This is a genomic window from Pseudomonas sp. R4-39-08 (assembly GCF_003852275.1).
Lineage (GTDB): Bacteria > Pseudomonadota > Gammaproteobacteria > Pseudomonadales > Pseudomonadaceae > Aquipseudomonas.
In genome coordinates, this window is record NZ_CP027733.1 from 5738753 (window position 1) to 5751215 (window position 12463).

9 protein-coding genes and 1 pseudogene are annotated in these 12463 nt (G+C 62.9%); all 10 read left to right on the forward strand.

Features of this window, described 5'->3' with window-relative positions:
* Positions 1 to 82: 82 nt before the first annotated feature.
* A complete protein-coding gene (gene tssA, locus C4J88_RS26705) occupies positions 83 to 1102 on the forward strand; it encodes a type VI secretion system protein TssA (protein WP_124408516.1) in 1020 nt (339 codons plus the stop codon).
* 54 nt (positions 1103 to 1156) lie between these two features.
* Positions 1157 to 1663 carry a type VI secretion system contractile sheath small subunit gene (tssB, locus tag C4J88_RS26710; protein WP_003195557.1) on the forward strand — a complete coding sequence of 169 codons (507 nt, stop codon included), beginning with the start codon at positions 1157 to 1159 and terminating at the stop codon, positions 1661 to 1663.
* Positions 1664 to 1665: 2 nt separating this feature from the next.
* Positions 1666 to 3162: a type VI secretion system contractile sheath large subunit gene (gene tssC, locus C4J88_RS26715; protein WP_065953261.1), complete on the forward strand. Its 1497-nt coding sequence runs from the start codon at positions 1666 to 1668 to the stop codon at positions 3160 to 3162.
* Between the two features lie 148 nt (positions 3163 to 3310).
* Positions 3311 to 3799: a type VI secretion system tube protein Hcp gene (locus C4J88_RS26720; protein ID WP_124368844.1), complete on the forward strand. Its 489-nt coding sequence runs from the start codon at positions 3311 to 3313 to the stop codon at positions 3797 to 3799.
* 78 nt (positions 3800 to 3877) lie between these two features.
* Entirely contained in the window at positions 3878 to 4393 is a 516-nt protein-coding gene (tssE, locus tag C4J88_RS26725; RefSeq protein WP_124408517.1) for a type VI secretion system baseplate subunit TssE, read from the forward strand.
* A complete protein-coding gene (gene tssF, locus C4J88_RS26730) occupies positions 4390 to 6249 on the forward strand; it encodes a type VI secretion system baseplate subunit TssF (protein ID WP_124408518.1) in 1860 nt (619 codons plus the stop codon). The genes tssE and tssF overlap by 4 nt, the downstream gene beginning before the upstream one ends.
* Positions 6213 to 7262, forward strand: coding sequence for a type VI secretion system baseplate subunit TssG (gene tssG / locus C4J88_RS26735; RefSeq protein WP_124408519.1), 1050 nt, complete (start codon positions 6213 to 6215; stop codon positions 7260 to 7262). Before tssF ends, tssG begins: the two co-directional genes overlap by 37 nt.
* Positions 7255 to 9908, forward strand: a pseudogene (tssH, locus tag C4J88_RS26740) (type VI secretion system ATPase TssH). The gene tssG and the pseudogene tssH overlap by 8 nt, the downstream one beginning before the upstream one ends.
* A 158-nt stretch (positions 9909 to 10066) precedes the next feature.
* Complete coding sequence (locus tag C4J88_RS26745) at positions 10067 to 12007, forward strand: type VI secretion system Vgr family protein (RefSeq protein WP_124365006.1); 1941 nt, start codon at positions 10067 to 10069, stop codon at positions 12005 to 12007.
* A gap of 14 nt (positions 12008 to 12021) precedes the next feature.
* The gene (locus C4J88_RS26750) at positions 12022 to 12456 is read left to right on the forward strand and encodes a DcrB-related protein (RefSeq protein ID WP_124408520.1); all 435 of its coding nucleotides are present in this window, start codon (positions 12022 to 12024) and stop codon (positions 12454 to 12456) included.
* Positions 12457 to 12463: the final 7 nt, after the last annotated feature.

A 12463-nucleotide genomic window follows, 5' to 3' on the forward strand; every position in this document is an offset into this window, starting at 1 on the left:
CACCAAGAACATGCAAAGTTCACCACGCAACTAATGCATGCATTGCCCGGCATCTAACGGGCTGATAGGGAGATCGAACTCAGTGGATGTGCCATTGTTGCTCACCGCCGTTTCCGCGTCCTCGCCCTGTGGCGAAGACATGGAATATGACGCGCAATTTCTGCAATTGGAACGTGATGCCAAGGGCCAGCCCGAGCGCAGCATGGGCGATTCGATCCTGCCCGCTGAGCCACCCGAATGGCGCAGCATCCAGCAGCAGAGTCTCGACTTGCTGCAGCGCAGCAAAGACCTGCGCATCACCCATTTCCTGCTGCAAAGCTCGCTCGCCCTGCAAGGCGTGGTCGGGCTGGCCGACGTCCTGACCCTGATCGATGCGTTATTGCGCCAATACTGGGCCGACCTGCACCCGCGCCTGGATGCCGATGACGATAACGACCCCACCGTGCGCATCAACGCGCTGTCCGGCTTGACCGGCGACACCACGATTCGTCTGCTGCGCGAGAGCATCCTCACGCGTTCGCGCACCTTCGGCCCGGTGAGCCTGCGCGCCGCGTTGAACGCCAGCGGCCTGCTGAGTTTCCCCGATGAACAACTGGGCGCCCAGCAGCTCAACGCCGCGTTCCTCGACAGCGACCCGGAGCAACTGCAGGCCACCCGCGACGCCTTGAGCGCGGCGCGTGCCGCCTGCGAAGCCATCGAACAACAGATCAACGAGCAGGTCGGTTCCGCCCGGGGCGTGGACCTCAGCGCGTTGAAGCAGCCGCTCAAACAGGCGCTGCAACTGCTCAATCAAGCGGTGCCAGGCACCGACAGCAGCAGCGAACCCGAGGCCGTCAGTGAAGACAACGCCCCCTCGGTGGACTACGCCGCCGCCCCTGCAGCACCCCGCCCTGCCGGCGATATCGCCAGCCGCGATGAGGTGCTGCGCAGCCTCGACAAAATCCTTGCGTATTACACCCGGCACGAGCCTTCGAGCCCGCTGCCGGTGCTGTTGAACCGCGCGAAGAATCTGGTGCACGCCGATTTCGCGGCCATCGTGCGCAATCTGATTCCCGACGGCATGTCCCAATTTGAAAACCTGCGCGGCCCGGACAGCGAGTAAGCCGCCGGACCGTGCAGTAACAACACCGTCGCTCAAGCGACCAGGAGCAGCAACGTGGCGAAGCAAAGTTCTCAGAAATTCATCGCGCGCAACCGCGCGCCTCGAGTGCAGATCGAGTACGACGTCGAGCTCTACGGCGCCGAGAAAAAGGTCCAGCTGCCCTTCGTCATGGGCGTGATGGCCGACCTCGCCGGCAAGCCTGCCGAGCCGCTGGCACCCGTGGCCGATCGCAAGTTCCTTGAAGTGGACGTCGACAACTTCGACTCCCGCCTCAAGGCCATGCAGCCACGCGTGGCGTTCCACGTACCCAATGAGCTGACCGGCGAAGGCAACCTGAGCCTGGACATCACCTTCGAAAGCATGGACGACTTCAGCCCGGCCGCCGTGGCGCGCAAGGTCGATTCCTTGAACCAGCTGCTCGAAGCCCGCACCCAGCTGGCCAACCTGCTGACCTACATGGACGGCAAGACCGGCGCCGAAGAAATCATCATGAAGGCGATCAAGGACCCGGCACTGCTCCAGGCACTTGCCAGTGCGCCCAAGCCTGCAGGGGAGCAGTAAGCATGACTGACAATACCGTTCGCGAAGGCGCGTCCAACCTGGGCGCCACCGAAGAAACCAGCGAGTTCGCCTCGCTGTTGATGCAAGAATTCAAGCCCAAGACCGAGCGCGCCCGCGAAGCCGTGGAAACCGCCGTGCGCACCCTGGCCGAACAGGCTTTGGCGCAAACCGACCTGGTGTCCAACGACGCGATCAAGTCGATCGAATCGATCATCGCCGCCATCGACGCCAAGCTCACCGCCCAGGTCAACCAGATCATCCACCATCAGGATTTCCAGCAGCTGGAAAGCGCCTGGCGTGGCCTGCACTACCTGGTCAACAACACCGAGAGCGATGAGCAACTGAAGATTCGCGTGCTCAACATCTCCAAGCCGGACCTGCACAAGACCTTGAAGAAATTCAAAGGCACGGCGTGGGACCAGAGCCCGATCTTCAAGAAGATGTACGAAGAAGAATACGGCCAGTTCGGCGGCGAACCCTACGGCTGCCTGGTAGGCGACTACTACTTCGACCAGTCGCCCCCGGACGTGGAATTGCTGGGCGAGCTGTCGAAAGTCTGCGCCGCCATGCACTCGCCGTTCATCGCTGCGGCTTCGCCCACCGTGATGGGCATGGGCTCCTGGCAGGAACTGTCGAACCCGCGCGACCTGACCAAGATCTTCACCACCCCGGAATACGCCGGCTGGCGCTCGCTGCGTGAATCGGAAGACTCACGCTACATTGGCCTGACCATGCCGCGCTTCCTCGCGCGCCTGCCGTATGGCGCCAAGACCGACCCGGTGGAAGCCTTCGCTTTCGAAGAAAACACCGACGGTGCCGACAGCTCCAAGTACACCTGGGCCAACGCCGCGTACGCGATGGCGGTGAACATCAACCGTTCGTTCAAGCACTACGGCTGGTGCTCGCGCATCCGTGGCATCGAGTCCGGCGGTGAAGTGGAAAACCTGCCGGCCCACACCTTCCCGACCGACGACGGTGGCGTGGACATGAAGTGCCCGACCGAAATCGCCATCAGCGACCGCCGTGAAGCGGAACTGGCGAAGAACGGTTTCATGCCGCTGTTGCACAAGAAAAACACCGACTTCGCCGCGTTCATCGGCGCCCAGTCGTTGCAGAAACCGGCCGAATACGATGACCCGGACGCCACCGCCAACGCCAACCTGGCCGCGCGCCTGCCGTACCTGTTCGCCACCTGCCGTTTCGCGCACTACTTGAAGTGCATCGTGCGCGACAAGGTCGGCTCCTTCAAAGAGAAGGACGAAATGCAGCGCTGGTTGCAGGACTGGATCCTCAACTACGTCGACGGTGACCCGGCGCACTCCACCGAAACCACCAAGGCCCAGCATCCCTTGGCAGCCGCCGAAGTGATCGTGGAAGAAGTGGAAGGCAACCCGGGGTACTACAACTCCAAGTTCTACCTGCGCCCGCACTACCAGCTCGAAGGGCTGACGGTATCGTTGCGTTTGGTATCGAAGCTGCCTTCGGCCAAGAGCGCTTAAGTAACTCGCTCGTTCCCACGCTCCGCGTGGGAATGCCGCCCGGGGACGCACTACGTCCCAGTAACGCAGAGCGTCACAGGATGCGTTACCACGCAGAGCGTGGGAACGATCACCAAATCAAGTGGCCTGGGCCACACAGGGAGAAAACATGGCTGTTGATATTTTCATCAAGATCGGCGACATCAAGGGCGAGTCCATGGACAAGACCCACAAGGACGAGATCGACGTGTTGAACTGGAGCTGGGGCATGGCCCAGTCCGGCAACATGCATGTGGGCGGTGGCGGCGGCGCGGGCAAGGTGAATATCCAGGACCTGTCGCTGACCAAATACGTCGACAAGGCGTCGCCGAACCTGATGATGCACTGCGCCAGCGGCAAGCACATCGACAAGGTCAAGCTGACCGTGCGCAAGGCCGGTGGCGAAAGCCAGGTCGAGTACATGGTGATCAACCTGGAAGAAGTCCTGGTGACCTCGCTGAGCACCGGCGGTTCGGGCACCGATGACCGCCTGACCGAGAACGTCACCCTGAACTTCGCCCAAGTGATGGTCGACTACCAGCCGCAGAAAGCCGACGGCACCAAAGACGGCGGCGCGATCAAATTTGGCTGGAACATCCGTTCCAACACCAAGCGCTGATAGCCCTTGTGACCGTGGTTTCACGCCACGGTCGCAAACCTTGTGTTCCTCTCGCAACCCGTCCGTGGAGCTGCTTTGGTGGTAACTGAAATCGCTTCCCGCGACCGTCTGCAACCGTCCCTGCTGGACCGGCTGACCGACGACGACCCAACCAATCCAAAGGAAAGCGCCGACAAACGCGTGCTGTCCCTGACCCAATTGAAAGCCTCGGTATTGCGCGACCTGGCGTGGCTGCTCAACACCACGTCGTTGCTCGATGCCGATGCCACGCTGCACACCCCGGCCGGCACCTCGGTGGTCAATTACGGCCTGCCGGCGCTGGCGGGCAACAGCGTTTCCAGCGTGGACATCAAGGCCCTGGAAGCGCTGATCTACCAAGCCATCGCGACGTTCGAGCCGCGCATCCTGCGCCACACGCTGCGCGTCAAAGCCCGCGTCGGCCAGGGTGAAATGAACCACAACGCCTTGAGTTTCGAGATCGAAGGCGACCTGTGGGCCCAGCCGGTGCCGTTGCGCCTGCTGCTGCAAACCGACCTGGACCTGGAGTCCGGCCATGTGCGTATAGTGAACGCCGACCAACGGAGGCGCCCATGAACCCGCGCCTGCTGGAGCTGTATAACCAGGAACTGCACCATGTGCGCGAAAGCGCCGCCGAGTTCGCCAAGGAATACCCGAAGATCGCCAGTCGGCTGACCCTGTCCGGCATGGACTGCGCCGACCCGTACGTCGAACGCCTGCTCGAAGGCTTTGCCTACCTCACGGCCCGCGTGCAGCTCAAGCTCGACGCCGAGTACCCGACCTTCACCCACAACCTGCTGGAAATCGCCTACCCGCATTACCTGGCGCCCACCCCGTCGATGACCGTGGTGCAACTGCAGACCGACCCCGACGAAGGCTCCCTCGCCAGCGGCTTCCCCCTGCCCCGCGACACGGTACTGCGCGCCGCCCTGGGCCGTGAAACCCAGACCTGCTGCGAGTACCGCACGGCGCACCCGGTGACGCTGTGGCCGTTGCAGGTGAGCAATGCCGAATACTTCGGCAACCCTGCCGCCGTGCTCGGCCGCCTGGCCGCCAGCGAACCGAAAGCCAAGGCCGGTTTGCGCCTGACCCTGCGCACCGGCGCCGAGTTGCCATTCAACAGCCTCGACCTGGATAACCTGCCGCTGTACCTCAGCGGCGCCGATGAGCAGCCGTTCCGTCTCTATGAACAATTGCTGGGCAATGCCTGCGCGGTGTTCGCGCGCAAGCCCGGCGGTGATTGGGTTGAGCGCTTGCCTCAGGACGCCTTGCGCTCACGGGGCTTTGACGACGCCGACGCGGCCATGCCGGTGGTGGCGCGTGCGTTCCAGGGCTATCGGTTGTTGCAGGAATACTTCGCCCTGCCCCACCGCTTCCTGTTCGTTGAATTCGCCGAACTGAGCCGTGCGGTCAAACGCTGCGACGGCCAGGAGCTGGAACTGATCGTGCTGTTCGACCGCCACGAGCCGAGCCTGGAAGGCAGTGTTGGCGCGGCGCAGTTCCTACCGTTCTGCACGCCGGCGATCAACCTGTTCCCCAAACGCGTAGACCGCATCCACCTGTCCGACCGGGTCAACGAACACCATGTGATCGCCGACCGCACGCGGCCGATGGATTTCGAGATTCATTCGTTGAGCGGCATCACCGGCCATGGCACCGGGCCGGAGCAGCCATTTTTGCCGTTTTACGCGGTGCGCGATCCGTCCCGCTACGGCCGCGACCAGGCCTATTACACGGTGCGCCGCGAACCGCGTGTGCTGTCCAGCGACCAGCGCCGCAACGGCCCGCGTTCCACCTATGTGGGCAGCGAAACCTTCGTCAGCCTGGTGGACAGCCAGCAAGCACCGTACCGCCATGACCTGCGCCAGTTGGGCGTGACCGCGCTGTGCACCAACCGCGACCTGCCGCTGTTCATGAGCGTGGGCAACGGCAAGACCGATTTCACCCTGGCCGACAGCGCCCCGGTGCTCTCGGTGCGGTGCGTCGCAGGTCCCAGCCGCCCGCGTCCCAGCCATGCCCACGATGCCAAGGCCTGGCGGCTGATCAGCCAGTTGTCGCTCAACTATCTTTCCTTAAGCGAACAGGGCCAGGGCGCCGGCGCCTTGCGTGAGCTGTTGCGCCTGTACGGCGACAGCAACGATGCCGCCCTGCAATTGCAGATCGAAGGCTTGCGCGAAGTCAGCAGCAAGGCGGTGACCCGACGCCTGCCGATGCCGGGCCCGATTGTGTTTGGCCGGGGGTTGGAGATCACCCTGGAATTCGATGAAAACGCGTTTCGCGGCACCGGCGTGTTCCTGCTCGGTGCGGTGCTGGAACGCTTCCTGGCACGCTACGTGTCGATCAACAGTTTTACCGAGACGGTGATCCGTACCACCGAACGCGGCGAGATCATGCGATGGAAAGCCAAGCCCGGACGTCGTCCGACCCTGTGAGTACCCTGGACGCGATGCACCAGGAGCCCTGGGAATATGACTTCTTCCAGGCACTGCGGCGTATCGAGTGCGAATCGCCGGACCTGCCGCGCCTGGGCCATTCCCTGCGCCTGGCGGATGACCCGCTGCGCCTGGGGCAACAGGCCGATTGCACCTTCGCCCCGGCCACACTGGCCTCGGTCGACCCCGGCGGTGACGGCAAGCCGGCGCGGCTGGAGCAATTCTTCTTCGGCCTCGGCGGCCCCAACGGCCCGCTGCCGCTGCATATCACCGAGTACGTGCGCGAGCGCCAGCGCAACAATGCCGACAGCGCCAGCAAACAGTTCCTGGATGTGTTCCACCATCGCCTGCTGACCCTGTTCTACCGGGCCTGGGCCGAGGCACGCCCGACGGTCAGCCACGACCGCCCGGACGATGACTACTGGTCCGCACGCCTCGCCGCCTTGAGTGGTCGCGGCATGCCGAGCTTGCTCAACCAGGGCTTGATCCCCGACACGGCGAAGCTGCATTACAGCGGCCATCTGTCGGCGCAGACCCGTTACCCGGATGGCTTGAAGGCCATCCTCAGCGAGTACTTCGGCTTGCCGGTGGAAATCGAAGAATACGTTGGCCAATGGCTGGAATTGCCCGAACGCAGCCGCGTCCGCGTCGGCGTCAGCGCCAACCGGCTCGGCGTGGATTTCTGCCTGGGCAGCCATGTGTGGGACCGCCAGCACAAATTCCGCATTCGCCTCGGGCCGCTGAAACTCGACGATTACATGGGCATGCTGCCCGGCCACCAGCCGTTCAACGAACTGGTGGCATGGGTGGCCGAGTACCTGGGCCATGAACTGGACTGGGACTTGAACCTGGTTCTGCAGCAACCCGAAGTCCCGGCGCTGCAACTCAACGGCCAGTTCCGCCTGGGCTTCAACACCTGGCTCGGCCAACCTGCGCATGACGCCAACGACCTAATCCTGGCACGGCATTACGCCGATCACGCCACCACCTCAAGGAATCCAGAGCATGGGTGAAATCAGTCGCGCCGCACTGTTCGGCAAACTCAACAGCGTGGCCTACAAGGCCATCGAAGCCGCCACCGTGTTCTGCAAACTGCGGGGCAACCCGTATGTGGAACTGGCTCACTGGTTTCACCAGTTGCTGCAACTGCAGGACTCGGACCTGCACCGCATCATCCGCCAGTTCAACGTGGAGCCGGCGCGCCTGGCCCGCGACCTCACCGAAGCCCTGGACCGCCTGCCGCGCGGCTCGACCTCGATCACTGACCTGTCGTCCCATGTGGAAGAAGCGGTGGAGCGCGGTTGGGTGTACGGCAGCCTGATGTTCGGCGAAAGCCAGGTGCGCACCGGTTACCTGGTGCTGGGCATCTTGAAAACCCCGAGCCTGCGCCATGCGCTGCTGGGCCTGTCGGCCGAATTCGACAAGATCAAGCCCGAGGCCTTGAGCGAGCGTTTTGATGAATACGTCGGCGACTCACCCGAGAATGCCCTCGGCGCCAGCGATGGTTTCAATGCCGGTGTGCCTGGCGAAGCCAGCGGCGCCATGGCCCCCAGCGCGATGGGCAAGCAGGAAGCGCTCAAGCGGTTTACGGTCGACCTGACCGAACAGGCGCGCAGCGGCAAGCTCGACCCTATCGTGGGGCGCGATGAAGAGATTCGCCAACTGGTGGATATCCTCATGCGTCGGCGCCAGAACAACCCGATCCTCACCGGTGAAGCCGGGGTGGGCAAGACGGCCGTGGTCGAAGGTTTCGCCCTGCGCATCGTCGCCGGCGATGTACCGCCGGCGCTCAAGGACGTGGAACTGCGCAGCCTCGACGTGGGCTTGCTGCAAGCCGGCGCGAGCATGAAAGGCGAGTTCGAACAGCGCCTGCGCCAGGTCATCGAAGACGTGCAGGCCTCGGCCAAGCCGATCATCCTGTTTATTGACGAAGCCCACACCCTGGTCGGTGCCGGTGGCGCTGCCGGTACGGGCGACGCGGCCAACCTGCTCAAGCCTGCCTTGGCCCGTGGCACCCTGCGTACCGTGGCCGCGACGACCTGGGCCGAGTACAAGAAGCACATCGAAAAAGACCCGGCCCTGACCCGCCGCTTCCAGGTGGTGCAAGTTGCCGAGCCGTCGGAAGACAAAGCGCTGCTGATGATGCGCGGCGTGGCCTCGACCATGGAGAAACACCATCAGGTGCAGATTCTCGATGAAGCCCTGGAAGCCTCGGTGAAGCTGTCCCACCGCTACATCCCGCGCGCCAGTTGCCGGACAAATCCGTGAGCCTGCTGGACACCGCCTGCGCCCGCGTCGCCATCAGCCTGCACGCCGTGCCTGCCGAAGTGGACGACAGCCGCCGCCGTATCGAAGCGCTGGAAACCGAGCTGCAAATCATCGCTCGGGAACATGCAATCGGCATTGCGATTGGCGCGCGTCAAACCAACAGCGAAGCGCTGCTGACGACCGAGCGTGAGCGCCTGGCCACTCTGGAAAACCGTTGGTCCGACGAGAAAGCCTTGGTGGATGAGCTGCTCGCCACCCGCGCGACGCTGCGCGAAAAAGTCGGCGACGTCGACAGCGGCAACGATGAATTGCGCGCCCAACTGGTGGACCTGCAACAGCGCCTCAGCGCCCTGCAAGGCGAAACCCCGTTGATCCTGCCCACCGTGGATTACCAGGCCGTCGCCTCGGTGGTCGCGGACTGGACCGGTATTCCGGTGGGCCGCATGGCGCGCAATGAACTGGAAACCGTGCTCAACCTCGACCAGCACCTGAAGAAACGCATCATCGGCCAGGACCACGCCCTGCAGATGATCGCCAAGCGCATCCAGACCTCCCGCGCCGGCCTCGACAATCCGAGCAAGCCGATTGGCGTGTTCATGCTCGCCGGCACCTCGGGCGTGGGCAAGACCGAAACCGCCTTGGCCCTGGCCGAAGCCATGTATGGCGGCGAGCAGAACGTGATCACCATCAACATGAGCGAGTTCCAGGAAGCCCACACGGTTTCCACCCTCAAAGGTGCGCCACCGGGCTATATCGGCTATGGCGAAGGTGGCGTGCTGACTGAAGCGGTGCGGCGCAAGCCTTACAGCGTGGTGCTGCTGGACGAGGTGGAAAAAGCCCACCCGGATGTGCATGAAATCTTCTTCCAGGTGTTCGACAAGGGCGTGATGGAAGACGGCGAAGGCCGGGTGATCGACTTCAAGAACACCTTGATCCTGCTGACCACCAACGCCGGCACCGAGCTGATTTCTCGCGTCTGCAAAGACCCGGCGAACATCCCCGAGCCCGAGGAAATCGCCAAGGCCCTGCGCCAACCGCTGCTGGAGATCTTCCCGCCCGCGCTGCTCGGCCGCCTGGTAACCATTCCGTACTACCCGCTGAGCGACGAAATGCTCAAGGCGATCACCCGCCTGCAACTGAACCGCATCAAGAAGCGCGTGGAGAATACCCACAAGGTCGCCTTCGACTACGACGAGGCGGTGGTCGACCTGATCGTCTCGCGTTGCACCGAAACCGAAAGCGGCGGGCGCATGATCGACACCATCCTGACCAACAGCCTGCTGCCGGACATGAGCCGTGAATTCCTCACGCGCATGCTCGAAGGCAAGGCGCTGGCGGGGGTGCGCATCAGCAGCCGGGATAATGAATTGCACTACGACTTCAGCGATTAACCTGACGGAATGCTGCTCAAAATGTGGGAGGGGGCTTGCTCCCGATAGCGGTGCACCAGTCACCCAATGTATCAACTGACACACTGCTATCGGGAGCAAGCCCCCTCCCACATTTGGATTCGGTTTCTTCAGTTATTAAGGCGTTTACGGGACTATCGATGCTATTCAACCAAGCCTCACGCCTGGCCAAGATCACCAGCCCCCTCGGGCCGGATGTGCTGCTGCTCAATGAAATGGGCGGCGGTGAAGAGTTAGGACGGCTGTTCAACTATGAGCTGCAACTGACGTCCCTGGACGCCAACATCGACCTCAACCAGTTGCTGGGCAAGCCGATGAGCGTCGGCCTGCAACTGGCCGACGGTGGCGAGCGGCACTTCCACGGCATCGTCGCGCGCTGCAGCCAGAACATCGACCAGGGCCAGTTCGCCAGTTACCAGGTGACGCTGCGCCCCTGGCTGTGGCTGCTCAGCCGCACCTCCGACTGCCGGATTTTCCAGAACCTGAGCATCCCGCAGATCATCAAGCAGGTGTTCCGCGACCTGGGTTTTTCCGACTTCGAAGATGCCCTGAGCCGGCCGTATCGCGAGTGGGAATACTGCGTGCAGTACCGCGAGACCAGCTTCGATTTCGTCAGCCGCCTGATGGAACAGGAAGGCATCTACTACTTCTTCCGCCATGAGCAGGACCGTCACGTGCTGGTGCTGGCCGACGCCTACGGCGCCCACACCACGGTGCCGGGCTACGCGTCGATCCCGTATTACCCCAAGGACGAGCAGCAGCGCGAACGCGACCATATGCACAACTGGCACCTGGCGCAGGAGGTGCAGCCGGGGTCGCTGGAGCTCAACGACTACGATTTCCAGCGCCCCAGCGCCAGCATCGACGTGCGCTCGGCCATGCCGCGCCCGCACACCGCCGGCGACTATCCGCTGTACGACTACCCCGGCACCTACGTGCAGAGCGCCGACGGCGAACACTACGCGCGCACCCGCATCGAAGCCCTGCAAACCCTGCATGAACAGATCGAGTTCGCCGGTAATGCCCGTGGCCTGGGTTCGGGCCACTTGTTCAGCCTCACCGGCTTCAGCCGCCAGGACCAGAACCGCGAATACCTGATCGTCGGCTGTCGCTACTACATCGTGCAGGAAAGCCTGGAAAGCGGCGGCGGCGCAGGCGGCGCGCAGTTCGAAAGCAGCCTCACCTGCATCGACGCCCAGCAAAGCTTCCGCCCGCTGGCCAACACCCACCGCCCCGTCGTCAAAGGCCCGCAGACCGCACTGGTAGTGGGCCCCAAGGGCGAAGAAATCTGGACCGACCAATACGGCCGCGTGAAGGTGCACTTCTACTGGGACCGCCACGACCAGTCCAACGAGAACAGCTCGTGCTGGATCCGCGTGTCGCAATCCTGGGCCGGCAAGAACTGGGGCTCGATGCAGATCCCACGGATCGGCCAGGAAGTGATCGTCAGCTTCCTCGAAGGCGACCCGGACCGACCGATCATCACCGGGCGCGTGTACAACGCTGAGCAAACCGTACCTTACGACCTGCCGGAGAACGCGACCCAGAGCGGCATGAAAAGCCGCTCCAGCAAAGGCGGCACGCCGGCCAACTTCAATGAAATCCGCATGGAGGACAAGAAGGGGTTGGAGCAGTTGTACATCCATGCCGAGCGTAATCAGGACATCGTGGTGGAGGTGGATGAAAGCCATTCGGTGGGGCATGACCGTAATAAAAGCATCGGGCACAACGAGACGGTGACCATCGGCAATAATCGCCTGCGCATCGTCAAGCAGGAGGACATCCTCTCGGTGGGCCAGCGCAAGACCGACAGCATCAGCCAGAGCTACGTGATCGAAGTGGGCGAAAACCTGCGCCTGGTCTGTGGCGAAAGCATCCTCGAGCTCAACGCCAGCGGGCAGATCAACCTGACCGGTGTGCAAATCAGCTTCTACGCCAGCGGTGATGCCGAGTTCAATACCGGCGGCGTCCTGCACCTGAACAACGGTGGCGGCGCGGGCGCAACGCCTGATGGCCAGGGCGTGAAAGCCAGCATCGACGCCAATATCAAAGCCGCGTTTCCCACGCCTAAGAGCTCCTGACGAGACCTGTTTTTATGACGTACCGAATCAATGAATTCCAGTTTCAGTTGCCTGCCGGCGAGCTGCAGGACGCGACGATCAACATCCTCAAGTTTCCCGAGCTGGGCACGTCCCTGATCGTCAGCCGTAGCTTGCTCGCCGAAGGCGAAACCCTGCACAGCAACTTCAACGACCAGCTCCAGCGCCTGGAAAAACAGGTGCAGGAGTTGCGCTATCAATCCGGCGTCGATGTGCGCTTGGGGGCGAATCAAGAGGTGGAAGGCATCGAGCTGCGCAGCCAGTTCAACAAGGGTAATGACAAGGTCTTCCAGTTTCAGTTGGCGCTGGTGATTCCCGGCACGCGCAAGATGCTTGCCTTGAGTTACGTGAAGGCGGACGCGCTGGGTGATGCCGAGGCGGCGCATTGGGCACTGATAAAAAACTCGCTGTCGTTCGACGCTGTGTCCTGATGAGCAG

What these genes read in the sequence shown, in the direction of transcription:
- tssC (WP_065953261.1), top strand. Translation starts at nt 1,666, where the DNA reads ATGACTGACAATACCGTTCGCGAAGGCGCGTCCAACCTGGGCGCCACC.
- C4J88_RS26720 (WP_124368844.1), top strand. Translation starts at nt 3,311, where the DNA reads ATGGCTGTTGATATTTTCATCAAGATCGGCGACATCAAGGGCGAGTCC.
- tssF (WP_124408518.1), top strand. Translation starts at nt 4,390, where the DNA reads ATGAACCCGCGCCTGCTGGAGCTGTATAACCAGGAACTGCACCATGTG.
- tssG (WP_124408519.1), top strand. Translation starts at nt 6,213, where the DNA reads ATGGAAAGCCAAGCCCGGACGTCGTCCGACCCTGTGAGTACCCTGGAC.
- C4J88_RS26745 (WP_124365006.1), top strand. Translation starts at nt 10,067, where the DNA reads ATGCTATTCAACCAAGCCTCACGCCTGGCCAAGATCACCAGCCCCCTC.
- C4J88_RS26750 (WP_124408520.1), top strand. Translation starts at nt 12,022, where the DNA reads ATGACGTACCGAATCAATGAATTCCAGTTTCAGTTGCCTGCCGGCGAG.